Genomic DNA, 26,379 nt, shown 5'->3' with positions numbered 1-26,379 from the left:
CGTATGAGCGAACGAACCGAAGTCTCTTCTCTTGGTGAATTTGGCCTGATAGACCATCTCACCAAAAACGTTGAAATCCACAACGCTTCCTCCATATTAGGTGTTGGTGACGATGCCGCGGTGATTGACCATTTTGGCAAGCAAACCGTTATTACAAATGATTTATTGATAGAAGGCGTGCACTTTGATTTGATGTACACGCCGCTGAAGCATCTTGGCTACAAAACCGTGGCGGTAAACATAAGCGACATCTGCGCCATGAACGCCACGCCAACGCAAATTATTCTTGGCATTGGCTTTAGCAACCGCTTTAGCGTGGAGGCATTGGATGAATTCTACGAAGGCGTTTACACGGCCTGCGATACCTACAAGGTTGACTTGATTGGCGGCGATACGTCGTCGTCGCAAAAAGGCTTTATCATTTCCTGCACGGCCATTGGCGAGGTAGCGCCGGATAAATTTGTCACCCGCAAAGGCGCACAAAAAAGCGAGTTGCTTTGCGTAACCGGCGATTTAGGCGCCGCTTATCTTGGCTTGTTGTTGCTGGAAAGAGAGAAAAAAATCTACCTCGAAAACCCGCAGATTCAGCCCGACCTTGAAAACGAAAAATACACTGTCGGAAGAATACTGAAACCCGAAGCAAGAGTGGACCTGATTGACTTTTTTGCGCAGAATAACGTTACACCCACTTCAATGATTGATGTGAGCGATGGCCTGAGTTCCGAAATTTTACACCTCTGCAAACAAAGCAACGTGGGCTGTGTGCTGTACGAAGAAAAAATTCCCATTGGCGAAGAAACCCGCGCCGCGGCCTTTAAATTCAACCTTGATCCGACGGCTTGCGCATTGAGCGGCGGCGAAGATTATGAACTGCTTTTTACACTGAAGCAAGACGACTACGACAAAATAAAAGACAACACCGACATCAGCGTGATTGGTTACCTGACCGATGAAGAAGCCGGCGCAAACATCATCACCAAAGGCGGAAACAAATACGCCATCACGGCACAGGGCTGGAACGCATTCAAATGAGATTATGAGAAACTGGCTGGCCGTATTTTCTGTGTTGCTGATGCTTGGAGGATGTGTGGCCAGCAAACCGTTCAACCCGTCCAAAAAATTTTCGCCAAAAGAATTGCGGGAAGACTACGACATCTTTCGCGCCAGCCTTGAAGAGGCGCACCCAAGCCTTTATTGGTACACGCCGAAAGACAGCATGGATTATTATTTCAACTTGGGCAAAAGCAAACTGAATGACTCGCTTACCGAAAGCGGCTTTCGGTATGTGCTGTCTTCTGTGCTTTCAAAAATTCGCTGCGGCCATACCTCTGTCCGTCCATCCGATGCCGCCGCAAAATACAACGGGCCGCAAGGCCTTTCCTTTCCCTTGTTTGTAAAAGCCTGGCCCGATACTGTTGTGGTGACCGCAAACCTCAATCGAAAGGACAGCAACGTTGTTCGGGGCGTTGTTTTAAAATCCATTGACGGAAAGCCCATAGCCTTCATTCTTGATTCCTTGTTTTCTTTTCTTTCGGCCGACGGTTACAACACCACGCACAAGTATCAAACCATCAGCAACGGCAGCAATTTTCGTACGCTCTACGCTGTTGTGTTTGGATTGAAACAAAAGACGCCGGTAGAATTCATTGACACGGCCGGAAACCTTCGCACGGCGATGTTAAGCCTTTACAATCCGCGAGCCGACACGCAGCGAAGAGCCACACGGCCCGCGCAAGTATTATCGAAGGGCGAACGCAAGCGGCTGGAGTTGGAACAGGTGCGCAGCCTGCGGATAGACACAACTTTACACACCGCTTTCCTGGAAGTGAACACCTTTACCAAAGGGGCCTGCTTGCGCGGCTTTTTTCGCCGTTCGTTTAAAGAGATTGAAAGGAAAAAGATTCCGAACCTTGTGGTGGACGTTCGCGGCAACGGCGGTGGGAGTGTGATTCTTTCCAATCTTCTTACGAAATACATTGCCGACAAACCTTTCGTCATTGCCGATTCGCTTTATGCTTTGCGACGATCCAGCACGTATGGCAAGTACCGGAATAATCGTCTCGTGAACTGGCTTTTTTTAGAATTTCTTACCCGCAAACGAAAGGACGGCCGCTATCATTTTACGCTTTACGAACAAAAAGGCTTCAAACCCAAAAGCCGCTATCACTTTAAGGGCACAACCTACATTTTAACGGGCGGCAACACGTTCTCTGCGGCTTCCCTATTTGCGCATTCGCTGCGCGAACAAGAAGACGTAATTGTTGTAGGCGAAGAAACCGGCGGCGGTGCTTACGGCAACACGGCCTGGCTCATTCCCGATGTAACCCTGCCGCATACCGGCGTTCGTTTTCGCCTGCCTTTATTCCGGCTGGTGATTGACAAAAACGAACCGAAAGGTTATGGCGTACAGCCCGAAATTCCTGCACCGCCAACGGTGGAAGCAATACGAAAGAACGAGGATTACAAGATGGAGAAGGTGAAAGCGTTGATCCGAGATAGAAGCGGACAGTAACTTCTTTTCCTTTTGAGCACATTCGTTTTTCCGCCCCAAAACTTCTTAGGAAATTTGATGCAACCGGCGGTTATGTTGTTTACCAAAAAAATTCCTTCGCTTCGTTTGTGGCTGCTCATTGTGCTGTTCGTTCTGCTGTTTGGCGTGGCGGGCTACATGCTCATCGAAGGCTATAATTTTTTTGACGCACTATACATGGCCGTCATCACCATCACCACCATCGGCTATCACGAGATCAGGCCCTTGTCGGATGCAGGCCGTCTCTTCAACATCGTTTTCATCGTTACTTCTTTCACCACTTTTACGTACGTGCTGGCGCGGCTGACGCAATACGTCATCAGCGGCGAACTCACACGCGACTTCACCCAAAAACGGCTTATGCAACAGTTGGCAAAAAAAAGAGGGCACGTAATTGTTTGCGGCTTTGGCCGCAACGGACAACAAGCAGCAAAAACCTTAAGGGCACACAAGATTGATTTCGTCATCATCGAAAAAAATGCAGACATCCTGCAACAGCACAATGATCCTTCGCTGGTGTATTTAACCGGCGATGCCACCGAAGACGAAGTGCTGATTGCGGCCGGCATTGAACGAGCAAACAGTCTTTTGGTGAGCTTGCCCGAAGATGCCGACAACGTTTTCATTGTGCTGTCGGCGCGGTCGCTCAATCCGGGTCTCAACATCATTAGCCGCGCCTCTACCGTTAGCGCTACGGCCAAATTGTACAAGGCCGGCGCCAACCACGTGGTGATGCCCGACCTCATTGGTGGCACGCACATGGCCACGCTTGTTTCAAAACCCGACGTAATTGAGTTCATTGATTTTTTATCGGGCGAAGACGGCGAGTCCATTCACATTGAAGCCGTGGGTTATCACAAGCTGCCGCCGGTAATGCGCGACAAAACCTTGAAAGAAATCATGGACTGGAAGAAGACCGGTGTAAACTGCATCGGTGTAAAAGACGAGAACGGAAAATTTTGCATCAACCCGCCCGATGACATCGTCATTGGTAAAGACATGAAAGTAATTGTGCTGGGCACGAAAGAACAAATTGCGGAGATGAAGCGGAATGTGGGCGAATAAAAGAACGTCACGTCAAGCGCTTTACGCTTTTCATCAAACAACACCAGGGAGGCATCGCTCCGCTTTCTTTTTTTGTGACAGCAAACGGCGGATTCAATTCTTCGCCTCATTCTTTCACAAAAAATTTTTTTATGAAAAAGTTTTCGGGCTCTTCTTTTCTCGGCCTTATCGCCTTCGCTTTACTCAGTGCAGTAAGTTTTTCTTTTGCTATAAAAGGCGGCGACGTTTTTGAAATTTACCTGAACGGAAAACGGGTATGCCAGCAATTTGTGTACGCAGCCAAAGGCGCAAAAACACTGGAGTTTTCCGCTGCGAGTGATAACGACAAGATTGATGTTTCTTACCTGCATTGCGGACGTGTGGGAACAAAACGAGTGCTCTTGTTTCGCAACGAAAAGGCCGAACTGGTTAAACAATTAACCTTCGCCGATGCCAACGGCAACAGCTTTTTTATGAGCTTTTACCGGAAAGACATTGCCAAAGACAAAAACAACCATTTGAACGTTTATTACGCTTCGAACGAATTGCCGGAAGGCCGGCTGCTGGCTACGCTTTCGTGGAAAGACAACCAAGGCGTTGCAAAACGTTAACGGGAGTTCATGCAAAGCTTCGGTGCGCTTTGCCGTTCTTATCAGTAAGTTTCTTTAGCAAATTCAACCGTACAAAATTTGTAGAAGAGATTTCGCTTTGTGAGAATACCGGTTTCGAACAGAGGCAGCCGTTTAATTTAAACGTGGGTCTTGACAATGATTCTCAAACGCACCGAGGCATTTTCCAGGGAAAGAAAGCGGAATGATTTTTTGGGCTGAACTCTTCTTACAGTAAACTTTTGGCGATGAAATACATTAAAACAAAAGACGCCGCCACCGGCGAAGAGATTCAGCTTTCTTACAAAGATTACGGCAAAGGCCGCCCCGTTGTGCTCATTCACGGCTGGCCCTCAAGCAAAGACATGTGGGAATACCAGATTGATGACTTGGTGAACGCGGGCCTTCGCGTAGTGAAATATGATCGCCGTGGCTTTGGCAAAAGCGACAAGCCCTGGAACGGTTACGATTACGATACGATGACCGATGATTTAAACGCTCTTTTAGAAACCCTTGATTTGCGTGATGCAGTGTTGGTAGGCTTTTCAATGGGCGGCGGCGAAGCGGTGCGTTACCTGAATCGTTACGGAAGCAGTGGTCGTGTTTCAAAAGTAATTTTGGTGAGTGCCGTTGTGCCTTATTTGGGTCAATCGAACGACAATCCCGAAGGCGTGCCGCAAGCCGTATTCGCCGAGATGATGGAAAAGATGAAAGAAGACCGCATTGCTTTTCTGGACACGTTTGGCGAGCAATTTTTTGGCGTTGGTTTATTGGAGCACCCGGTGAGCAAGCCTTACCTGCAATACTTCCGCGGTCTGGCCGAAGTGGCTTTGCCAAGAGCCACGCAGCAATGCGCCATTGCTTTTGCCAACACCGATTTTCGTGCCGACGTAAAAGCAGTGAACGTTCCTACGCTTATTATTCACGGTGATGCGGATAAAACGGTGCCGATTGAAGCCAGCAGCGAACGCACGGCGAAGATGATTCCAAACGCGGTTTACAAAGTGTACGAAGGCGCACCGCACGGTTTGTTTTATACCGAACGCAAACGATTGAACCAGGACATCATTGATTTTGCATCTGATGGAAACGCGCAGCAAACGGTGTCGAGCAGAAGAGATAGTTCGGTGTCGATGTAAATAAAGTTTGAGGCAAAAGTTCCCGTTAGTGCGGGAACTTTTTTATGCGCCGTTGCTTGATTAACTGGCGTTTGTTGCGTTTTCTGAATACCATCCAACCGCTTTTTGAGATAACAGTATTATCTTGGATGAATGCTTCGGACAACCTTACTTACGCTGCTTTTGACAAGCTTTTTTACAACCAGTGTCTTCAGTCAAAAAATCTTATTGGAAGATGATTTTAATGACAACAGGAACGGCTGGCGACTGCAACATGATTCGAGCTTTTTTGTTGACATTAAAGACGGTGTTCTTCACATTGAAAAATTCGAAAAAAACTTTATCAGCCGGGGATGCCTTTGGTACAACAAAATAATTCCAGGTTTAAATACGCTCAACAATTTCTCCATTACGTTGTACGCAAAATTTTTGCATGGCGATGACGTTGCAGATGTTATAGATTTACAATGGGGCGAAAACCAACGAATGGCCGATGGTCGCGTTGCCTCCAGTCTTTATCAATTAACGCTCATGCTGAGGAGCAAAGTAAAACTTGAGCTTTTTAACCTGAAATGGACATACATTACCGAAGAAGAACTGCCTTCTGAATGGATGACAACCTTTAACCCAAGGCAACTGAATAAATACGAACTCGTACAAAAGGATAGCATACTGACTTTTCGCATCAATGACCAGGAAGTATTGAAACAGCTTTATACACCCATTGCCGGCAACAGTATTGGCATTCAACAATGCTTAAAAGCAGCGTGGGAAATTGACAAGATTGTGATCCGGCAAGACATTGCAACGCCGAAGCCAGCACCGGAGGTTGTAAAGAATTAACCGGGTAGCAAGCCATCATGCGAGAGGGAAAAGGTAGCCTATGCTAAAACTTCAAACCTGTCCGCATCGCGCCAAAACTGAAACTTTTCCCGCACGGTATTCAAATCATCTTTGTTCAGCGTGATAGTAAACACATCTTCGTCATCTTTTTTGTGATAAAGAACTTCACCCAGCGGATCAACCACCATGCTGTCGCCACTGTGATAAATGTCGTTGCCATCATTGCCTACGCGGTTTACGCCAATCACGTAACATTGATTTTCGATGGCACGTGCCTGCAATAAACTTTTCCAGGCCGTGCTTCTTCGTTCGGGCCAGTTGGCTACGTAGATCAACGCATCGTATTCAAAATTTTTTTCCTCGTCAAATTGTTGCCGTGCCCACACCGGAAAGCGCAGATCATAACACACCGACAGGTTTATTTTCCATCCGTTTACCGATGCAATAAAGCGTTCGCTGCCTCCTGTATAGTGCTTGTCCTCGCCGGCAAAAGCAAAAAGATGACGCTTGTCGTAACAACCGTATTGGCCGTTGGGCAACATCCAGATAAAGCGGTTGTAATATTTGCCTTCCTCTTCGATAATGAGGCTGCCCGCGAGAATGATTTTCTTTTCTGCGGCCACACGTTTCATCCATTTCACTGTTTCTCCCTGCATCGTTTCAGCAAGTTCTTCGGGCTTCATGCTAAAGCCTGTGCTGAACATTTCGGGCAGAATGACCACTTGTGTTTTTTCCTTAATTCCCTTGATTTTTTCTTCCAGCATTTGAAGGTTGGCCTGCTTGTCTTCCCAATGGAGACTCGTTTGAATGAGTGTAAACGTTAACGACGACATAGGCTGCAAAATACGCCGGGCGGCGCAATCAAACTTCCACCAATCGCTGCAAACAGGAAAGTGCAGGATGAGGACAGAAGCAAGAAGCTGGATGCCAGAAATCGGATTTCTTACTTCTGACTTCCTTCTTCCAGCCTCAGCCTTTTCTTCCGGCACTGACTTTGTTTTACCTCTTATTAGAAAATTGTGGTGTATGAAAAAGACGATACTCATTCCGTTCTTGTTGGCTGCGGCCATCGTTAACGCACAACCCATCGTTCAGCCCATCAGCAGCGGCGATTACTGGCAAATAGATCAATGGGCCGCACAAATGCCGCGACTGGCGACAAAAACAACCTTCCCGCTCACGGTTCAATTTACCAATGGTTATATCGGCATCAACAACCTTTCCGCAAACCGCCTGGTTGGGGAAAACGAAATTGTCTGGAACATTGGCGCATGGAATAACGCCGCAAACTTTGTGGTAGAATGGAGCCGCGACGCACAGACTTTTCAACAAGCCGGCGTTGTTCATCTTGAAAGCGTGAACGGCGGCCGTTATGTTTTTCGCCACCGCTTTGAAGACAACCGGTTGGTGTATTACCGCATCGGTATTGTAACCGGCGCCAACACTATTGCTTATTCGCCGGCCGTGCAAGTAGCGGAGGAAGAATACACGACCAAGATCTTTCCAACCGAAGTAAAAGGCAGCACGTTTTACATTCAAACCGGGCAGGCCTTTGAAAAACTGCAAGTGGTAAACAGTGCCGGACAAGCCGTGTACGAAAAAGGCATTAGCGGACAAACCGGCACCATCACCATTGGCCTGCCGCCGTTAAATACCGGTGTTTATTTCGTTCGGCTTTTATCGGGCGACAGACCGCAGCACGTGCAGCGCATTGTGGTAGGATAGATGACAGCAGAGAGCTTCAACACCGTCATCCGTCTTCTGCCATCTGTCATCCGTCTTCCCTACTTTTGCGCCGCATGTTAAACGGGAAAAAAATAGTGGCGGTGCTGCCGGCGTACAACGCTGCAAAAACCCTTGAGCAGACTTACAATGAAATTCCCTTTGACATTGTAGATGACGTGGTATTGGTGGACGACCGCAGCAAAGACAACACCGCCACACTCGCCACAAGCATCGGCATTAAACACGTCATCATTCACGAACAAAACCGTGGCTACGGTGGCAACCAAAAGAGCTGTTACAAAAAAGCATTGGAGCTGAATGCCGACATCGTCATCATGCTTCATCCCGATTATCAATACACGCCCAAGCTCATCCCGAGCATGGCGCATTTAATTGCGGCTAATCTTTACCACGTTGTTCTTGGCTCCCGCATTTTAGGCAACGGCGCACTGCGCGGTGGCATGCCTGTCTATAAATACATTGCTAACCGTATTCTCACTTTCACGCAAAACATTTTGGTGGGTCAAAAGCTTTCCGAATATCATACCGGTTACCGGGCCTTTTCAAAAGAAATACTGGAGCGTGTGAACTTTGATACGGACTCGGATGATTTTGTCTTCGACAACGAAATGCTTTCGCAAATCATTTACCTCGGCTATGAGATTGCCGAAGTAACCTGCCCTACAAAATACTTTGAAGAAGCTTCGAGCATTAATTTCAAGCGAAGCGCTGTTTACGGATTGGGCGTGCTGCGGGTTTCGCTGGTGCACCGTTTGTGCAAGTGGGGCTTGCTGAAAAACAAAATGTATTTGCCGAAAAAGTAGATGGTTTCATACAAAGAAATTTTTGTTGACCAGCTTTGTTAATTCGCTTCACCTTTCGTTGCGTCGCACACTTGTACGTTCAGAACGTTATTCAGCAGTGTAGCGCATTATCTTTGAACCATGCAATGGAACTGGAGCGACAGTGTAAACTTTTTGCGCAAGCTAACCTTTCGAAGAGCCATCAACGCTTTTAAAGTTTATGCGTCGTACCTGTGGAGCAAATGGACAAAGAAGCCGGTGCAGTGGGGTTATCCTGTTTCCATTTCATTTGAGCCAACTACTTCCTGCAACCTTCGCTGCCCCGAGTGTCCGAGTGGTTTGCGGGCTTTCACTCGTCCAACCGGGATGCTCCAAAAAAACTTCTTTAAAGAAACCATTGACCAACTCTACAGGGAACTTTCTTACCTCGTTTTTTATTTCCAGGGCGAGCCTTATCTCAACCCCGATTTTTTGGCGATGGTGAAGTACGCCGCGTCAAAAAAAATCTACACCGCCACATCAACCAACGCACATTATCTCAACGATGCGGCCGCAAAAAAAACCGTTGAAAGCGGCCTTGACCGGTTAATCATTTCCATTGACGGCACCACGCAGGAAACCTACAAACAATACCGTGTTGGCGGCAACCTTGACAAGGTTTTGGAAGGCGCAAAAAACATCGTAAAGTGGAAAAAGGAGTTGAAGAGCAAAACGCCTTTTGTCATTTTTCAATTTCTTGTTGTGCGCCACAACGAACACCAGATTGAAGACGTAAAACGGCTGGCAAAAGAAATTGGCGTTGACCAGGTGAGGCTAAAAACCGCGCAGGTTTACGACTACGAAAACGATCCCAACCGGCTTATTCCAACCAATAAAAAATACAGCCGCTACAAAAAGAACAAGGCCGGTGTAAACGAGTTTAAGGGGAACAACGCCAACCATTGCTGGCGTCTCTGGCACGACCCGGTTATTACCTGGGACGGTGTCGTTGTGCCTTGTTGCTTTGACAAAGATGCCCAGCACAACCTGGGCAACCTTCGCCAACAGCCCTTTAAAGAGCTTTGGCACAACAAAGATTTTAAACACTTTCGGAGCCAGGTTTTGCAAAGCCGCAAAAACATTGACATCTGTGCCAACTGCTCCGAAGGCGTGAAGGTGTGGGGGTGAAGTTCCTTTAAATCACCGCGTCTGTAAACTTCTTGTGGTTAAAAAGATAAGGCACAAAAAACGCGGCGCCAATTCCCATGATGGCAATTATACCGATGAGCAAGGTTCTGAATTCGGAGCTCAGCACACGGTCATGCATCATGGTTGCTCCGCTTGCACCCCAAATGCAGAAAAGTGTAATGACACCAAACAGTATCCCGAAAAACAGGTCGCCTTTTTTGCCGTTTTTATGAAAGACAAAAAAAAGTATTCCAATGACAAAGAAAATGATGTTGACGGCAAAGATCAAAGACGAAACGTTGATGAAGTCGGCCGGCTTATAGCCCGTGCTTTCCCGGAAGATGATGTTGTAAACAAGGCAAACGATGGTTGCAATAAAACCCACAAAAACACTTGTCAGCACGGCTCTTGAAAAAGGCGATTGTTCAAATTCGTAATTCATGAAGGAGATTTTTGGTTTAAAAAATTCTTTATGTACGCCTTTATCCGGTACAAAAACTTTGCCCCAACTTGCTCAACCCGTTTAAAATGCAGAAAATTGACACAGTGCTAAAACGAGGCTAAATTCCCTCTCCACTTCGGCTTCGCTACCTCCCCGCCTGTGTCAACTCTTACCTTTGCCAAGTGGGAATTGAAAAAGACATTCATCAAAATAGTTTTCAGGACACGAAACAAAAAGCGCTGGTGAACCTCTTGTTTACCTACGGCTGGGCCATTGAAAAAATTAAAGAATTTCTTTCGCGGGAAGACATTACGCACCAGCAGTTCAACATCCTGCGCATCTTGCGCGGCACGTATCCAAAGCCACTTTCCACCTTACAAATCCGCGAACGCATGTTGGACAAGGCCAGCGATACCAGTCGCCTTGTGGACAGGCTCCTGCTGAAGGGCCTGGTGGAAAAGCATACCTGTCCAAAAGACAAACGCCTTGTTGACGTAACCATTTCCGAAAAAGGAAAAGCGCTGTTGCAACGCCTTGATAACGCTTCGGAGAAGATGAATGCCGTTACCGGAAATCTTACTGAAGAAGAAGCCGGGCAATTAAGTTCTCTTCTTGACAAGATGCGGTCCTAAAAGTTCACCGGCCTCTAAATCCATCTCCTTTGTCCCGTTTTCACAATCTTCTGGCGAACCTCCGCTTTGTTTTTCGGTCTGAGCTTTTACCTTCAACCACCCAATAACGTCTATGAAAAGATTTATTTTCTCCGCCTTTATTAGCCTCTTGCTGGTGCAATGTTTTGCACAAGCAAAACCTGAGTTCCGCGGCGTATGGATTGCCTCGGTTGACAACATTGACTGGCCGCGTCCCGGGCAGTATAATCCGGAAAGCCAAAAAGCTGAATACATTCGCCAGCTCGACATGCACCAGCGCAACGGCATGAATGCTGTTATTGTGCAGGTGCGCCCTTCGGCCGATGCGTTTTATCCTTCGCCTTATGAACCCTGGAGCCAGTGGCTTACCGGCACGCAGGGCAAAGCGCCTTCGCCTTATTACGATCCGCTGGAGTTTACCATTAACGAAGCACACAAACGCGGCTTTGAGTATCATGCCTGGGTAAATCCTTACCGCGCCAACTTCGCTATCGGCAAGGCTTCCATTGCGCCGAACCACATTACCAAGCAACATCCCGAGTGGTTTTTGAAATACGGCGGCACACTTTACTTCGACCCCGGCAACAAGGAAGCGCAGGCTTGGGTGGTGAACGTGATTAAAGACATTGTGACACGCTACGATGTGGACGCCATTCACATGGACGATTATTTTTATCCTTACCGCATTGCGGGAAAAGAGTTTCCCGACACCGCTTCGTATCGTTTGTACGGAGACGGAATGAATAAAGACGATTGGCGCAGAAGTAATACCGATTCCATCATTTACAAACTCACGGCGGTGATTCACGAAACAAAGCCTTGGGTAAAGTTTGGCATTTCGCCTTTTGGTGTGTGGCGCAACCAAAGCGATGATCCCGACGGCAGCGCCACCAAGGCCGGCGTGACCAATTACGATGATTTATACGCCGACATTTTGCTTTGGTTGGAGAAAGGCTGGGTTGATTACGTGGCGCCACAAGTGTACTGGGAGTTCTCGCAAAAACATGCGCCCTTTGAACCCATCGTAAAGTGGTGGAACGAACACTCTTACGGGCGGCATTGCTACATTGGCTTGGGTTATTACAAAGCCGGCAGCAACCTTGCCTGGCGTGACCGTACACAATTGCCGCGGCAAATTGATTCAACCCGTGCGATGGAAAACGTGCAGGGACAGATTTACTTCAGCAGCACCACCTTTGACAAAAATCCTTACGGTTGGAACGACCAGTTGCGAAATAACTATTACAAGGAGAAAGTAATGGTTCCCGAAATGCCGTGGTTGCCAAAGAAACCAACAGTAGGCGTTGGTTCTGTCAGCACTTCCAGCAGCGGCACTTTCTGACAAAATCTTTCCGATAATAATAAAAGCTCAATCATTGACGTGATTGAACTTTTATTATGGCTACCGGTAATCGTAATTCTTTCGCCGCCCGTTGCACCACAACTTGTACGGCTACAAGTCTATTCAGCGTTCAGCCGCGCTGATTTTTTATAGACCGGCACGGTACTGCAAGGCTCTCCGTACATAATGCTTTTTACATGCGGAAGCAACAGCCGTGTAATTTCTGCATAAGCAAACGGCCCTACTTCTACATCGCCGCAGCCTTTTACAACGATGCGCTGATCTTTGAACTCTTCGGCCTTGACGCAACTAATATTCTGAAGAAAAAGATGCTTGTGTATTTCTTCGGCCGTACCAATGTAACTGCTTTTGGCAACGGGTTGCAGATGGGTTGTCACCAGCATGTAAGCCCACATTGGAATGACGGCATCTGCGCTGCATGTGATGGCCACGCTCTTATTTTGGTAAACAGACCAGTCAAGATTTTTCAATGCTTCGCGAAAATCTTTTTCTTTCAGAATAAGGCCCATGAAGAGATAATCTTTCAGGTCAAAGACAGCCGTTTCTTCTTTGGGCAAATAATCTTCGAGATTCAGCGTAATCAACCCGCTGGCCGCAACCTTGTTTACAATGGCATCGCTCATGTTGCAAAACTAACCACGGATTTTTAGCGGTCAGGTCGCTCTTGGAAACTTTATAAATTGAGAAACCTCCGCAGCGGCCAGACCGCTAAAAACAAAAGAGGCCATTCCTCTCGGAACGGCCTCTCTGTTTTTCTCTCATGTGCGGGTTTAATAGAATTTCGCCCGATAATCTTTAATGTTTGCCCTTTTTTGCAAAAGCTCCAGCGGAGAACCCATTTGCTGGCGGCTTTGCATTTCCAGCATTTGGCGTTGTTGTTCAATGTTTGCGTTTTCGACGGCGCCGGTAAAGGTATTGTCCACACGAATGGCATAAACGCCCATTTGCCCGGCTATCGGTTCTTCACAAACTTTTCCTTTATTGGCCGGGTTAAACATGGCGCCAATTACTTTTCCTTCAAAGCCCAAAGGCCCAGCGCCGCTGAAGCGAATGCTATCGGCGGTTTGCACCTGTTGGTTGAATTTAGAAGCGATGGTATTCAGGTCAGTTACCTTGCCTATTTGCGATTTGATCTTGTCGGCTTTCTTTTTATTTAAAAGAATTGGCTCAACCATTTGGCGTGCAGCGCTTGCCGAAGGCAGTCCCGGCTCGCTTACATCCGTTACCACGGCCACGATAAAATTGCTGCCGATGGAGATGGGATTCAGCACATCGCCTTTGCTTGCCTTGAACACGTCACGAATGAGTTCGCGGGCCGAACCTTGTACACCGGGAAGGTTGTATTCCATCGGGCGAACGGTGGCCGTAAGCGGCGCATCGGTTGTAGCCACTTTCTTTCCTTTAATGTTCTTGTCAAAATATTCTTTAAAGGATTTCTCGTCTTTGGCGTTGCCGGCAAACATGGTGGCCGCGTTGCTGGCGTTCGTTTGCGTTTCGGCGCTGGCCTCAATGGGCAGCACAAAGAAAGCAGCTTTGTAAACCGGCGAGCTTCCACGCTGGTTCAACACTTCCATGTAGTGATAACCGAATTGAGATTTCACTACGCCTTTTGTTCCCACCGGATTGTTAAGCGCAAAGTCTTTAAACTCAGGAACCAGTTGTGCGGTGCGGGTAATGCTGTCGTACACGCCACGGTTCATCAATTTGCCTGGATCATCAGAAACTTTCATTACCACGCTGTCAAACGGAACACCGGAAGCGATAACGTTCTTAACACTGTCGGCAATTCGCTTTGCAGTAACCGAATCGTGAAGCGGCGTACCGGTTTGCGGGTCGTTCAGGCCAATTAAGATATGGCGCACTTTGGCGGTATCGGGCTGGGTTTTCTTATCCAGAATTTTTACCAACAGGTAAGCGCCCTGTTCTACAAACGGACCGGAAACGCTGCCTACTGGCGCTTTAAAAATACTGTCGCTGTTCTGCAGTTGCAGGTCTTTGGCGCTGATCCAGCTATCGTTGTATTGAGCGAGGCTGCGGTTGTTGATCAAAAAGTCTTTCACGTTGCTTGTATGCTGGAAAGAATCTTTCAACGGCAACATTTTTTCACGCACCGCGGCGCTATCGGCCGACGAAGGTGCGGCGCTGAACTGCACGTAGGAAATGGAGCGGCTTTCTTCTTTCTGCTCATAGTCTTTTTTGTGCGCCTTCAGGTAATCTTCAATTTCGGCATCGGTTACTTTCACGGTGCTGTCGGCAATGCTTGTGTAAGGCACGCTTACGTAAGCGGCTTTGGCCATCTGGCTGTTGTCCACGTTGCGTTTTTCCAAAAACCATTTAGGAAAGTAAGAAGAGTTGGCAAGCAAGGCAATGTACTTGCTCATCAGGATCTGCTTTTCGAGATAGTCAACGGTTTCGGTTAACTGTTGCTTTTGCTCGGCTGTTCCGCTTTTTTTAATTTGATTGATGGTCTGGCGCAGTTGTGCCGGGTCCCATTGTTGCGGGTTTTGTACGCCAAAGGCCTGAAGCACCACCTGCGAAGGCGTTGGACTGAACATTGTTGCGTCCAGTTCTTTGTCGCTTACCGTTAAGCCCAGTTCTTTGTATTGTTCACCCATCACTTCGTCGCTTACTTCCTGCTGCCACAGTTCGTTCACAACCTGTTGCGTAACGTCTTGCTGCGCATTGGGTCCCTGGCGCTTGACAATATCCGACACGCGGCGCTGAAAAGTTTGGGCATCAATCTTCTTTCCGTTGATTTTGCCGATGGTGCTTTCGTTGCCGCCGAACAAACGGCTGCGGCCGGCAAAGGCATCCATCATGATGAAACCCAACAACGCAAGCGCAATCGCTATTACCGCAATGCGGGCATATTTGTCTCTGATTTTCTGGATAACTGACATAGTGTGGTGGTGTTCTATTTTGTAAGGACGGCGAAAATAGGGCAATTCGATTTATACACAAAATGTGGAAAACAGCGGCCGAAGCCTTGATTTGAAAGGGTTTCATGCCGCTGCAAGAAATCGAAAAGGCCTTTAAATAGAAAGCGGCTTTCGCCGAAGAACGGCTCTTTTCCGGTGAACGACTTTCTTTTTCTTAAATCCACTTTTGTGTTTTTACTGCTGCACCGGCATAGTTAATATATACGCAGCGAAAATGGCGATACTGCCCAACGGTTTTTCGCCGCTTCAATTTTTCACCAGCAGGTCGTGTGGATAACCCTTGTTCCTTGTGAACAAACGGTGTTGAATTGTGAAAGCCATCGTGCAGTTTTTGCCCGCAAGTTTTTTGTTTGACGAGAGCCCGCTGAGCGCTGTTCATTTATTCCGTTTTATCCCTACTGAATTCACATGACCAAAAAACCGAATCATAAAAATTGTTTTACAGAAAGGGTAATCCACAACCTTGTTGATAAAGCCGCCGTTGCGCCATCCGCCGCTACCTTTGCTGTGCACAAGCTTGCGAATGTTGTGGATAAGTGCACGTTCTTTGCAGACGCTAAAAAGCAAAAAGGCTTTATCCCCAAATTCACAGCCTTAATAGTAATAGGTTTCTTTTAAAATAATAGACTATTATTTAATTATTACATGGAGCAGGAATTGTTGATAGCGAAAAACGAAGTGCAGGAAAAAGGCTTTCTCGACGTGGACGTTGATCCCACGCTGGACCTCTTTGCCGAGATTGAAAGATTGAAAAAAGAAAAGAACGCCATCATTCTGGCGCACCTGTACCAGGAACCTGACATACAGGACATAGCCGATTACATTGGCGACAGCCTGGGTCTTGCACAACAGGCCGCGAAAACCGATGCGGACATGATTGTGTTTGCCGGTGTGCATTTCATGGCCGAGACGGCAAAGATTTTAAACCCGACAAAGAAGGTGGTGATTCCCGATTTAAAAGCGGGTTGTTCGCTGAGTGAAAGTTGTCCGCCGCCCTTGTTCAAAAAGTTTAAAGAGCAGCATCCCGACCACGTGGTGATTTCTTACATCAACTGCAGCGCGGGCATTAAAGCACTGACTGATGTGATTTGCACATCGAGCAATGCAAAAGCGATTGTAGAAAGCTTTCCGCCGGAGCAGCCCATTATTTTTGCGCCGGATAAAAACCTGGGCGGATGGATCAACCGCACCTCGGGCAGAAACATGTTGCTTTGGAACGGCGCCTGCATGGTGCACGAAATCTTTAGTCTTGAAAAAATCACCAGGCTAAAAACACGCCACCCGAACGCGAAGCTGATCTCGCATCCCGAGTGCGAAGAGCCAATCTTGCGTGTAAGCGATTTTATAGGCTCTACAACGCAGTTGCTGAATTATACCAAGAATTCCCCCAACAAAGAATTTATCGTGGCAACAGAGGCCGGTATTTTGCACCAGATGGTAAAGCAGGCGCCGGACAAGACCTTCATTCCCGCACCGCCGGACAACAGTTGCGCCTGCAACGATTGTCCGCACATGAAGCGCAACACGCTGGAAAAAGTTTACCTGTGCATGGAATACGAACAACCGGAGATTATCATGGACGAAGAATTGCGTGTGCAGGCGAAGAAATCATTGGATAGAATGCTGGAGATTAGTGCGAAACTGGGATTGTAATTTGTTTGTGGTTGTGAATAAGTGCTAAAAAACTTTACGGCATTTTGAAGCTTGCGTTTTTGCGATGCCCGTTTCTCGTTTGGAAAACGAAACGCGAAACGGGAAACAAGAGGCCGCAACTGCAGGCTTCTTGTTTCCTATGAATTGGTTATTTTGAACACCGAAACTGCGCAACGCAAAACACCAGAAGCCAAATGAGAGAACAACATAAACAGGATTATTTTCAACAGGTCGATCAAAACATTCGAAACCACGGTTACCATATCACGTTCGTGTTAGCGGACGAAAGCCCCTCATATTGTTATTCCACTGGCATCTTCAAGAGTTTTAATATTCCGGAGATATTTATATCCTCCTTGCCGAAAAACCTATCGTTCGACTTGGTTGACAGCTACGTACAATTATTCAAGAATGCAGAATCAATTCCGTTAGAAACCAAAATACCGAATCTTACGAGCAGATTTCCTGTTTACCTTATTGAAGTGCCGACACCCAATTTGATGGATTACGCACTTTCGAGCGTTCGATTTTACGGAAGTGAAGAATATAAATATCTGCAAATCGTCTACCCGGATACGAAAGGGAATTTCCCCAATGAAGTGGGTTACAATTACGACCAAGAAATAATGGGAATATTTAAAAAATAGAGTGACATGTAAACAACATGGTATTTGTAAAAGCATGGCTAAGCTTCTAACTTCAACAACGAATCATTAATGAAATTCAAAGCAAAAGTTATGCTGAAGGAATTCTAATTCCATGCCTTCACAAATGCCTTTTCAGTTAGCTGCATTGTAATTGACAACTTTCACCAATTCTGGTTTACATCTCCATGCAACTCCTGGCGCAAACAACCTCTTTTTTGACGCGATTATACCTTATTTGGTTTTTAGTTAAGCAGTACGTTTGAACCTTACAAACCAATTATAATAACTATGGCACTCATCAATCCTCACATTAACTTCAACGGAAATGCGGAAGAAGCCTTCACCTTTTACAAATCAGTATTTGGCGGAGAATTTGCAAAAATTATTCGTTTCAAAGACCTTGCAAGCCCTGAATTCCCCGTAGCGGAAAAAGAAGAAAATAAAATCATGCACATTGCTTTGCCAATCGGTAAGAGCAATATGTTGATGGGAAACGATGTTCCGGAGAGCATGGGAAAAACAAACGAAAACGAGAACCGGAGTAAAATTGTAATCGTTGCGGAAAGTAAAGAAGAAGCAGACAGCTTATTTAACGGGCTTTCCGCTGGAGGACAAATAGAAGGGCCTATTGGTGACAGTCCCTGGGGTTCATACTTTGGTTGTTTTAGAGACAAATACGGTATTGAATGGATAGTGGAATTTGATCCAAAAGATAACGGGCAGCAGTAATTGGCGAAAAACAAAGCGAGCACCGAACAGCAATGAAGTAACAGAATGAGAAATGTTTTGCCTTTGTAGCCGTTTCGCGTTAAAGAGTTTTTTCTTCTGCTCGTGTAATTTTTATTTCTTTCGGTGCTTGCACTTCGGTTTTTATTTTTCCATCTGCACTCTTTGTGTGCTTCACTTTTACAACACCGTAAGGTGTGGGAAAGCTGCCTTCGGCAAAGCCCAAATCACCAAGGTGAGGTTCTATCTTGATCACTTTGCAACCGGGTGAAAGAACTTTTATTCCCAACACATTTTCCGTTAGCCAGGGCGTTGGTCCGGAGGCCCAGCCGTGGCAAAGGCTTCGGCGCAAACCAATGTAGCAGTAAGCGCCGCAGTCGCGGTGAAAATCTTTTTTGCCCGCAGGAACGACTTCATCAATGCGGCCGGCATTCGCTGCTTCCTCTAAATTGAAATCTTCCCAAAAAGTTGTTGCACCCATGTCGAGCATGCCGCCCCAGTAACTGCGAATATTGTTTAGCGCCGTTTCGTAATCGCCGGCCTTCGCCTGCGCCTGTAACATGTAATAACCAAAGAAGGTAGAAAAGTTCTTTGCGCCGCCAACGCTTATCACATCTGCGTTTGCTTTTGCAGCGGGAATAATACCGGCCAACGCCATCAACGATGCGGCTTGCTTTGAACCGTTTGCGTCCGGAACGTATCGCTTCATTTTTGTCACCATCTCGCGACAAGTTTTTGCTTTTGTTGTTTCATTTAACGCATCGCAAAGCACTGCAGCTTTCTCAAACGTCATCACCATCAAAGCTTGCAAGCCTGCGTGTACGCCTCCTTTGTTTTCGCTCGACGGCCAATCCAAAAAGCGAAAGCTTTTGTCGTAAATATTTTCTTTTCCGGCTGCATCAACTTTGCTCATGAACAAATCCAGCAAGGGAAGTAAATAAGCTTTTTGTTGCTTCAGGTAATCAAGCCTTCCATGAAACATATACCAATCGTGCTGAATGATGACCCACCACATGGAATAAGCACTGATGCCGTTCATCCAATTTGGCAACGGCGTGTGGTCGCGAACGAAATCCAAACTTTTTGGAACGATGTCGTTGTAGCCAAAAACGTTTGAGATGGTCATGATTTCGGGGTGCATGTCGCCGAGCCAAACCATGCGGTCACGCTTGATACCGTCCCATAAATAATCCTGCATGTTCAGTTGCACGGTGTAAGCGCCGGTGAGCCATATTTGATTCAATCGTTCGTCGCTGCAACGAAAGGAACCGAGATAAGGCAAGTCACGAATCTTCAACACAGCTCTTACTTCTTTCAACGCCAAAACGCTGTCGGCTTCTACCAAGTCTATTCGTGCAAAACGAAAACCGGAATTGCCAATCTCCAGTGTTCCGTAACCTGGAAGCGTAGCAATAAAATCACGCATCGCATGATGATTTGTTGCACCGCCTTCCAATCCCGTTGTGCCGTCGCCAATCACGTCGCTCATCGTTTCACTCACCGATTCGCCAAAACGAATGCGCACTTTTCTCGTTACGCGGTTGCTTTGCGACGTGGTGATTTGCAAGCCTCCGTGAATCTGTTTTCCAAAGTCCAGCACCAATCCTGCATAGCCTTTTTTGTTGATGAATTTGCAAACCGCTTGCGCACCAAAGTAAGGCTGGCCGGTTCCTTTTTGCAGCAAGAGTTGTGCGTTGGTAACGATGCCTTGCGTGCTATCGTTGGTCCATACAATGCGCTGCGGAGCGATGTAGTAACGGCTGATTTCATCCTTTGCAATTTTTTCTTTTTGGGTTGCAGAAAACACCGGCGGCAGTTGCGCAGAAGCTTGCAGAAAAAAACAGAACGATGAAAGGGAAAGAAGAAAATTTTTTATACCGAGCAATCGCATTCCGTGTTTTTTCTTAAAGCTAAAGCAAGTGCGCAGAAGTACTAACAAGCACTGTCCTGTTCAATAAAATGGAAGGCTTAATCCAGAAGTTGATCAATTCGTTTGAAGGAATAACCCTTCGTTTTCAAAAAGCGAATCATCTCCTGCAAACGGTTGTAGAATTTATCTTTTCTTCTTTCATCCGTGCCGGCATGAAGCAGAACGATGGCGCCGTTTAAAGCTGTGGGATTTGTTGCCGCAAATTCTTTCAACCAGTTCATGATCCACTTGCTGCTTTTGTAAACTGTACCCAACTCCGGCCATGTATAATCGGCAGCCGTGCGAATGCCCGGCGTGAAATTGAAAAGCAAAAGATTCTTCTCTTTACTCCAAACAGCAATCGAATCGTTCCACCATTCAAATGGCGGAATAAAAAAACGCGGACGCGGAAGGCCACTATCTTTTATTGTACGAAGATTCTTTTCCAAATCAGTTTCAAAGCTGTCTTTTGTTACCAGCAAGCTGTCGCGTTTGTTCCAATCGCAATAAAGCAGGTGCCCGTCCGAATGCGGTCCTAAATAATGCCTTTCTTTTTTTGCTTGTTGCACGAAGTGTTGAAACGAAGCCTTGCGATAAAACCGTCCGGTGAAGAAGAAAGATGCTTTTATCTTTTCTCCTTTCAGTGTTTCAAGAATCGTTGGCAGTCCTTCGCCGGTTTCGTCGGCGGTAAAAACAAGGGCTAATTCTTTCTTCGTTGAATTGCCTCTTACAACAGCGCCTTGCACCAATGCAAAGCCTTTTTCTTTTTGCGCAAAAAGAAAAATATTGTTTACCAAAAGAAGGAAAAGAAAGAAGAAAGCTTTCATTGTGAAATAAAGGTAAAGGAGCAACTTCTGAAAAATTTATCGGCTATCTTGTTCGGAAAAATTGAAGCTCAAATGTTGCTCAAGAAATTTTCTATTTCATTGGCGCTTGCCAAACAAATTGCAGAAAAAGCAGAAGCGGAAGCGGTCAAGCAAAACCTTGCCGTTTGCATTGCGGTGGTGAACGATGCCGGCCGGCTTGTTTATTTTTTAAAGATGGACGACAGCACGAATGCCAGCGGCGATATTGCCATTGCCAAAGCGCAACATGCCGTTAATTACCGGAGAGATACCAGATACCACGAAGAGTTTTTAAAGCAGGGACAATTGCGTGTGCTGGCCTTGCCCAATACTTTATCCATTGAAGGTGGCGTGCAACTAGTGTACGACAGTAAACTCATTGGCGCCATCGGCGTGAGCGGTGCAGCGGCGGCAGATGACGGAAGAATTGCAACGGCCGGTGCAACCTTTCTTTCCGCAATAAAAGGGAAAGAATAACAGCTTTTCGGCAAATAAAAAAGAACCGTGATCCGGTTCTTTTAATCGAAAGAAAAATGTTCTTGCTTGCGAAAATTTATGCCTCGTTGCCGTCTTCTTCGGCGCTTACGTCTTTAATTTTTTCGCTGTTGAATTGTCCCTTGATGTACTCGTTAAAGAACGATCCCGGCGAACCTTCGCATTCAATGTAAAGCTGGAAAACTTTCCAGAGCCGCGGCGGCACGTCGTAGTAACGGTACACATTTCCACTGCGAAACTCTATATCAAGGTTCTTTTCTTTTTCGTTGTAATCTACCTTATGAATGGTAGTAGATTTTGTTGTAAATACAGGCTTTGACATAATTGTATAAGCCAAAAAAATTATACCAGATTAACCAACTCATCTGTTAAGATGCTTCGCACAGCATTTGCAGAACGCTGTAATTGATGAAGCAAATTTCAAAACGGGTAAAAAAGGCAGGAGCAGCCTTGGCACTGCTTTCCGCGGAGATGGCGATCATGCTTCTTCTCTTTATCATTGCCTTGCTTGCGCTAGCTTATCTCATCCGCAACGTGATTGTTTTGCACAAAACGGGTTTCGACCAAGGTATTTTTTCTTTTCTGAAAACTCGCGTCAGCGAACGCAACAACGACCTCATGTTGTTCTTCACATTTTTGGGTACGCACAAGTTTTTGATTCCGGCCAATCTTGGCCTGATAGCTTATTTTCTTTTCATCAAAAAGCACAAGTGGTATTCGATAAAAGTTCCGGCCATTGCTTTAACAAGTTTGGCTTTGATGTTCGGCTTGAAGTATTTGTTTCATCGTTCGCGGCCCGACGTTCCTTTGCTGTTTCACGCCGAAGGTTTGAGTTTTCCAAGTGGTCACGCCTTATTCAGCATTACGTTTTACGGACTGCTCATCTATATCATTTTTAAAGCAGTCCAAAACAAAGCCTTGAAGTGGTGCCTTATTGCACTGCTAATGATTTTGATTTTGGTAATCGGTTTTTCCCGCGTTTATCTGAGGGTGCATTATGCCACCGATGTGATTGCTGGTTTTTGTGTGGGTTTTCTGTGGCTGACCTTTGCGCTTTGGATGCTCAACCGCATGGAACGTTACAGCCGTCAGAAACTGGATCGCAGTGTGCAGGCACAAGTTCAAGAATCACGATGATCGTTCCTGGAAAATAGTTTTCGTAAATTTTTCGCTAAGCTTTTAATGAGGAATTCTTAACGAAACACTCTTCGTAAGGCACTGTCAAAGCAGTACCTTTGCACCTCATTTTTTGTGGTTATGATTTCAGTAAATAATGTTTCGCTTTCCTTTGGAAAGCGGGTTCTTTTTGACGAAGTAAACATCACCTTTAACAAGGGAAATTGCTACGGCATTATCGGTGCAAACGGCGCCGGTAAATCTACCTTTCTGAAAATTCTTTCTGGCGAGATTGAGCCCAACAAAGGCAAAGTTGACATTACTCCGGGCGAACGCCTGGCTGTGTTAAAGCAGAATCATTTTGAGTTTGACGAACAAACAGTACTGAACACAGTGCTGATGGGCCACAAAAAAATGTGGGACGTGATGCACAGAAAGGACGCTATTTATGCCGATCCAAATGCAACAGAAGATGATTACATGAAGGCGGGCGAATTGGAAGCCGAGTTCGGCGAGATGGGTGGTTACACGGCCGAAAGTGACGCGGCAACCTTGTTGAGTGAATTGGGTGTGGGCGAAGAGTTTCATCAATCTTTTTTGAAAGACATTCCTTCCAACATGAAAGTGCGGGTGCTGTTGGCGCAAGCAATCTTTGGCAACCCCGACATTCTGCTTCTTGACGAACCGACCAACGGACTTGATATTGAAACCATTGGCTGGCTTGAAAACTTTCTGGCCGATTATGAAAACATTGTACTCGTTGTTTCGCACGACCGTCACTTTTTGGATGCGGTTTGTACACACGTAGCCGATGTGGACCGCTCAAAAATCAAAGTCTTTACCGGCAACTATACTTTCTGGTACGAGTCATCACAACTGATGGCCCGCCAACTTTCTGACAAGAATAAGAAAACAGAAGACAAGCGTCAGGCGCTTTTGGATTTCATTGCCCGTTTCTCGGCCAATGCGTCTAAATCCCGTCAGGCTACTTCACGTAAAAAGGCTTTGGAAAAACTGACAATTGAAGAGATAGAGCCTTCTAACCGCCGTTATCCGGGAATTATTTTTCAGCCGCAGCGTGAAGTGGGAAACCAGATTTTGAACGTTGAAAATCTTTCCAAATCAGTAGACGGACGTCTGCTGTTTGATAAGGTTACGTTTAGCGTAAATAAGGGAGAAAAGATCGCCTTCTTTAGCAAGGATCCTTCTGCCGTTACTTCTTTCTTTGGAATTATCAATGGCGATGAAGAAGCCAACAAAGGCAAGTTTGAATGGGGCACTACCATCACAAAAGCTTACCTGCCGCTGGAGAACACAGAGTTTTTTGGAAACGGCCTGAACCTGATGGAGTGGCTTCGGCAATATGTTCCTCAACACGTAACGGATGCAGACGAACCTTTCCTGCGCGGCTTTTTAGGCAAGATGCTTTTCAGCGGCGACGATATTTTGAAGAAGACAGATGTGTTGAGCGGAGGCGAAAAAGTTCGCTGCATGATCAGCCGCATGATGTTGCAAAATCCTAACCTCATCGTTCTTGACCAGCCTACCAATCATTTGGATCTGGAAAGTATTCAAAGCTTCAACGAAGGCTGCATTTCTTTCCCCGGCATTGTGTTTTTAACCTCACACGACCATACCTTTATGCAAACCGTTTCTAACCGTGTGATTGAATTGACACCTAAAGGCATCATTGACCGCCTGATGAGCTTTGATGAATATTTGGAAGACAAGCGGGTAAAAGAACTTCGGGAAGAAATGTACGGTGAAGCGGTGATGGCATAAGGCAAGAACCGATTTTCAAAAATTTTAGTTTCTAAAAAAGAGCTGTTCTGAGGAGCGGCTCTTTTTATGCTTAACCATTTTTAACCTTCTCAAGGTAAGGGTTCGAGCAGTTTACTTACATTTAATCCGCTATGATGCTTCGACACATTCCTTTTTTAAAGCGGGTTTTTTTGTATAGCATCACGGCTTTTGGTGGTCCGCAGGCGCACATTGCCATGATGATGAAACTGTTTGTTGACCGGACACCCTATATAACCAAAGAAGAATTGTTGGAATACAATGCATTTTGCAATCTTTTACCAGGCGCCTCTTCCACCCAAACTGTAACCCTTATTGGCTACAAAAGGGGTGGTGTGCCTTTGGCCATTTTAACTCTAATCGTTTGGGTATCACCGGCTTGTATATTGATGGGTGCTTTTTCCTTTTTGCTTCCGCACATTGAAAGCCAACAGTTAGATAGGCGGTTATTTCAATATGTTCCTTCGATGGCTGTTGGTTTTCTGGTTTATGCGGCGGTAAAAGCCTTCGGTATATCGGTTAAGAATTTAATCACGTGGATAATCATGCTTCTGTGCGTTGGAGCTACGTATATTTTTTTTAAATCCCCTTGGATATTCCCTGTTTTAATTGTTTTAAGCGGCGCTGCTACCAACATTAGCAAAAAGCGTATTCCTGATTTCGAGATTAGCCAGAAGAAAGTCAAGTGGGCCAATGCTTGGCTGTTTGTAACCATTTTTTTACTTGCGGGCTTTTTTAGCGAAACATCGCGCAAAAAAGATTGGTCAGCGCGAAAGCCGCTAAATCTTTTTGAAAATACTTACCGAATGGGGAGTCTGGTTTTTGGCGGTGGACATGTGCTTATGCCCATGATGTACGAGCAATACTCGGTAAGGCCAGAGGTGAGAAAAATTACCGATCCGGCTGGCGCAAGAAATCAGATTGAGATTGGCAAAGAGGAAATGACCACCGGAATGGGCATTGTTCGTGCCATACCCGGTCCTGTATTTTCCATTGCTTCTTTTACTGGCGGCATGGCTTTAAAAAACATGGGGGCAGCTGTACAAGTTCTTGGCTGTTTAATAGGAGCGGTAGCTATTTTTTTGCCCAGTGCGCTGCTTGTGTTATTCTTTTTCCCGGTTTGGAATTACCTCAAAAAATATGCGATTGTTTATCGTTCACTGGAAGGAATTAACGCAGCCGTGGTCGGTATCATGATTGCCTCAACACTTTATATCATGAAAGACATTTCGCTGGCCGATGCAACAGCCGAAAGTCTTCTAAACCTTTCTTTTATTATCTGTACGTTTTTGCTGTTGCGCTTTACCCGGATTTATTCGCCCTTCATTGTAGGCGTCTGTTTGCTACTGGGTTACTTTTTATAAGACTTTTTGTAGAAGGCGCTCTTCTCAATTTCTTCTTCTACCAATTGCGGAACTAAGTACTTTATAGACTTTCCTTTTTGAATGCACTCACGGATGTATGTTGCCGAGATTTCCAGAACGGGTGCATCCATTATCATAATTTTTGCTCCCAAATTATTCTCAACCTCAAATCCGGGGCGGCGATAAATGAAGAGGGGATAATTGTCAAGTATAGCCGTCGCGTTTTTCCACTTTTCAATATTTTGAAAACTATCGCTTCCCATAATAATGGAAAACCGATGGGCGGGATATTTTTCGCTTAAATACACAAGCGTATGAGCGGTAAAAGAAGGCTTCGATAATGAAAATTCGATATCGCTAGCTTTAAGTCTCTCATCCTCCTTTATTGCTATTTGCGTCAGATACAACCGGTCATATTCATTGAGAAGAGTAGCCGAGGGCTTAAACGGGTTTTGAGGCGAAACCACAAACCATATTTTTTGCAGATCCGTTTCGTTTAAAATATGATTAGCAATGATGAGGTGGCCAGTATGAATTGGGTTAAACGAGCCGAAGTAGAGACCAATTTTCATTGAAGGGCTTGTTATAATAC

General features: G+C 46.0%; 27 protein-coding genes. 19 read left to right on the top strand and 8 right to left on the bottom strand.

The genetic code is table 11. The features are described 5' to 3' along the window. Positions 1-3 precede the first annotated feature (3 nt). From thiL to FSB75_RS15775, 6 genes are all read left to right on the top strand, one after another. On the top strand, positions 4-1,032 hold the full coding sequence (gene thiL, locus FSB75_RS15800) for a thiamine-phosphate kinase (RefSeq protein WP_146789466.1): 1,029 nt from the start codon (positions 4-6) through the stop codon (positions 1,030-1,032). A 4-nt stretch (positions 1,033-1,036) separates the two neighbouring features. Next, positions 1,037-2,512 (top strand): S41 family peptidase, encoded by a 1,476-nt coding sequence (locus FSB75_RS15795; protein WP_172623173.1) that lies wholly within the window; start codon positions 1,037-1,039, stop codon positions 2,510-2,512. 72 nt (positions 2,513-2,584) lie between these two features. After that, entirely contained in the window at positions 2,585-3,595 is a 1,011-nt protein-coding gene (locus tag FSB75_RS15790; protein ID WP_172623172.1) for a potassium channel family protein, read from the top strand. 131 nt (positions 3,596-3,726) lie between these two features. Further along, a complete protein-coding gene (locus tag FSB75_RS15785) occupies positions 3,727-4,185 on the top strand; it encodes a hypothetical protein (RefSeq protein WP_146789460.1) in 459 nt (152 codons plus the stop codon). A 245-nt stretch (positions 4,186-4,430) separates the two neighbouring features. Beyond that, positions 4,431-5,321 (top strand): alpha/beta fold hydrolase, encoded by an 891-nt coding sequence (locus tag FSB75_RS15780; protein ID WP_146789458.1) that lies wholly within the window; start codon positions 4,431-4,433, stop codon positions 5,319-5,321. A 132-nt stretch (positions 5,322-5,453) separates the two neighbouring features. Continuing rightward, complete coding sequence (locus tag FSB75_RS15775) at positions 5,454-6,143, top strand: hypothetical protein (protein WP_146789456.1); 690 nt, start codon at positions 5,454-5,456, stop codon at positions 6,141-6,143. Positions 6,144-6,181: 38 nt separating this feature from the next. Here the strand turns inward: FSB75_RS15775 and FSB75_RS15770 are convergent, their stop codons facing one another. Further along, entirely contained in the window at positions 6,182-6,976 is a 795-nt protein-coding gene (locus FSB75_RS15770) for an amidohydrolase (protein ID WP_146789454.1), read from the bottom strand. 193 nt (positions 6,977-7,169) lie between these two features. Here FSB75_RS15770 and FSB75_RS15765 point away from each other — a divergent pair, with 193 nt between their 5' ends. The 3 genes from FSB75_RS15765 (at position 7,170) to FSB75_RS15755 (ending at position 9,838) form a co-directional block, all read left to right on the top strand. Further along, a complete protein-coding gene (locus FSB75_RS15765) occupies positions 7,170-7,868 on the top strand; it encodes a T9SS type A sorting domain-containing protein (protein ID WP_172623171.1) in 699 nt (232 codons plus the stop codon). 74 nt (positions 7,869-7,942) lie between these two features. Continuing rightward, on the top strand, positions 7,943-8,692 hold the full coding sequence (locus tag FSB75_RS15760) for a glycosyltransferase family 2 protein (protein WP_146789451.1): 750 nt from the start codon (positions 7,943-7,945) through the stop codon (positions 8,690-8,692). A gap of 120 nt (positions 8,693-8,812) precedes the next feature. Continuing rightward, complete coding sequence (locus tag FSB75_RS15755) at positions 8,813-9,838, top strand: radical SAM/SPASM domain-containing protein (RefSeq protein WP_146789449.1); 1,026 nt, start codon at positions 8,813-8,815, stop codon at positions 9,836-9,838. 7 nt (positions 9,839-9,845) lie between these two features. On the opposite strand, the gene FSB75_RS15750 is transcribed toward FSB75_RS15755, so the two are convergent. Beyond that, positions 9,846-10,280 carry a hypothetical protein gene (locus FSB75_RS15750; protein ID WP_146789447.1) on the bottom strand — a complete coding sequence of 145 codons (435 nt, stop codon included), beginning with the start codon at positions 10,278-10,280 and terminating at the stop codon, positions 9,846-9,848. A 182-nt stretch (positions 10,281-10,462) separates the two neighbouring features. On the opposite strand from FSB75_RS15750, the gene FSB75_RS15745 reads away from it, so the two are divergent. Both FSB75_RS15745 and FSB75_RS15740 read left to right on the top strand, forming a co-directional pair. Beyond that, positions 10,463-10,912: a MarR family winged helix-turn-helix transcriptional regulator gene (locus FSB75_RS15745; RefSeq protein ID WP_146789445.1), complete on the top strand. Its 450-nt coding sequence runs from the start codon at positions 10,463-10,465 to the stop codon at positions 10,910-10,912. 112 nt (positions 10,913-11,024) lie between these two features. Continuing rightward, on the top strand, positions 11,025-12,272 hold the full coding sequence (locus FSB75_RS15740) for a glycoside hydrolase family 10 protein (protein ID WP_146789443.1): 1,248 nt from the start codon (positions 11,025-11,027) through the stop codon (positions 12,270-12,272). A 119-nt stretch (positions 12,273-12,391) separates the two neighbouring features. Here FSB75_RS15740 and FSB75_RS15735 read toward each other — a convergent pair whose 3' ends face one another. Then, a complete protein-coding gene (locus FSB75_RS15735) occupies positions 12,392-12,916 on the bottom strand; it encodes a DUF2480 family protein (protein ID WP_146789441.1) in 525 nt (174 codons plus the stop codon). A 147-nt stretch (positions 12,917-13,063) separates the two neighbouring features. Further along, positions 13,064-15,193 carry a peptidylprolyl isomerase gene (locus FSB75_RS15730; protein ID WP_146789439.1) on the bottom strand — a complete coding sequence of 710 codons (2,130 nt, stop codon included), beginning with the start codon at positions 15,191-15,193 and terminating at the stop codon, positions 13,064-13,066. 447 nt (positions 15,194-15,640) lie between these two features. Between FSB75_RS15730 and FSB75_RS15725 the strand changes: the two genes are divergently transcribed. The 4 genes from FSB75_RS15725 to FSB75_RS15710 all read left to right on the top strand — a co-directional run bounded on the left by FSB75_RS15725 (position 15,641) and on the right by FSB75_RS15710 (position 18,261). After that, positions 15,641-15,850 carry a hypothetical protein gene (locus FSB75_RS15725; protein ID WP_146789437.1) on the top strand — a complete coding sequence of 70 codons (210 nt, stop codon included), beginning with the start codon at positions 15,641-15,643 and terminating at the stop codon, positions 15,848-15,850. A 27-nt stretch (positions 15,851-15,877) separates the two neighbouring features. After that, positions 15,878-16,885 carry a quinolinate synthase NadA gene (gene nadA, locus FSB75_RS15720; RefSeq protein WP_146789435.1) on the top strand — a complete coding sequence of 336 codons (1,008 nt, stop codon included), beginning with the start codon at positions 15,878-15,880 and terminating at the stop codon, positions 16,883-16,885. A gap of 194 nt (positions 16,886-17,079) precedes the next feature. Further along, positions 17,080-17,532: a DUF4262 domain-containing protein gene (locus FSB75_RS22390; RefSeq protein ID WP_146789433.1), complete on the top strand. Its 453-nt coding sequence runs from the start codon at positions 17,080-17,082 to the stop codon at positions 17,530-17,532. A 288-nt stretch (positions 17,533-17,820) separates the two neighbouring features. Next, complete coding sequence (locus tag FSB75_RS15710; RefSeq protein ID WP_146789431.1) at positions 17,821-18,261, top strand: VOC family protein; 441 nt, start codon at positions 17,821-17,823, stop codon at positions 18,259-18,261. 79 nt (positions 18,262-18,340) lie between these two features. Here FSB75_RS15710 and FSB75_RS15705 read toward each other — a convergent pair whose 3' ends face one another. Together FSB75_RS15705 and FSB75_RS15700 are read right to left on the bottom strand one after the other, a co-directional pair. After that, complete coding sequence (locus FSB75_RS15705; RefSeq protein ID WP_146789429.1) at positions 18,341-20,149, bottom strand: alpha-L-rhamnosidase-related protein; 1,809 nt, start codon at positions 20,147-20,149, stop codon at positions 18,341-18,343. A gap of 77 nt (positions 20,150-20,226) precedes the next feature. Next, entirely contained in the window at positions 20,227-20,994 is a 768-nt protein-coding gene (locus tag FSB75_RS15700) for a polysaccharide deacetylase family protein (protein WP_146789427.1), read from the bottom strand. Between the two features lie 72 nt (positions 20,995-21,066). Here FSB75_RS15700 and FSB75_RS15695 point away from each other — a divergent pair, with 72 nt between their 5' ends. Then, entirely contained in the window at positions 21,067-21,489 is a 423-nt protein-coding gene (locus FSB75_RS15695) for a GlcG/HbpS family heme-binding protein (RefSeq protein WP_146789425.1), read from the top strand. A gap of 76 nt (positions 21,490-21,565) precedes the next feature. Here FSB75_RS15695 and FSB75_RS15690 read toward each other — a convergent pair whose 3' ends face one another. Next, complete coding sequence (locus tag FSB75_RS15690) at positions 21,566-21,829, bottom strand: KTSC domain-containing protein (protein ID WP_146789423.1); 264 nt, start codon at positions 21,827-21,829, stop codon at positions 21,566-21,568. Positions 21,830-21,915: 86 nt separating this feature from the next. Between FSB75_RS15690 and FSB75_RS15685 the strand changes: the two genes are divergently transcribed. From FSB75_RS15685 to FSB75_RS15675, 3 genes are all read left to right on the top strand, one after another. Beyond that, a complete protein-coding gene (locus tag FSB75_RS15685; RefSeq protein ID WP_146789421.1) occupies positions 21,916-22,644 on the top strand; it encodes a phosphatase PAP2 family protein in 729 nt (242 codons plus the stop codon). Positions 22,645-22,764: 120 nt separating this feature from the next. Next, positions 22,765-24,405 (top strand): ABC-F family ATP-binding cassette domain-containing protein, encoded by a 1,641-nt coding sequence (locus FSB75_RS15680; RefSeq protein WP_146789419.1) that lies wholly within the window; start codon positions 22,765-22,767, stop codon positions 24,403-24,405. A 131-nt stretch (positions 24,406-24,536) separates the two neighbouring features. Continuing rightward, entirely contained in the window at positions 24,537-25,787 is a 1,251-nt protein-coding gene (locus tag FSB75_RS15675) for a chromate transporter (RefSeq protein ID WP_146789417.1), read from the top strand. Here FSB75_RS15675 and nadD read toward each other — a convergent pair. Further along, positions 25,775-26,359, bottom strand: coding sequence for a nicotinate (nicotinamide) nucleotide adenylyltransferase (nadD, locus tag FSB75_RS15670; RefSeq protein WP_146789415.1), 585 nt, complete (start codon positions 26,357-26,359; stop codon positions 25,775-25,777). The genes FSB75_RS15675 and nadD overlap by 13 nt on opposite strands. Positions 26,360-26,379 lie beyond the last annotated feature (20 nt).

Origin of the sequence: Flavisolibacter ginsenosidimutans (assembly GCF_007970805.1) — a bacterium.
In the GTDB taxonomy this organism is placed as follows: Bacteria; Bacteroidota; Bacteroidia; order Chitinophagales; family Chitinophagaceae; genus Flavisolibacter; species Flavisolibacter ginsenosidimutans.
Note: the sequence above shows the minus strand (reverse complement) of the source record. Positions and strands in the feature narration are given on the sequence as shown.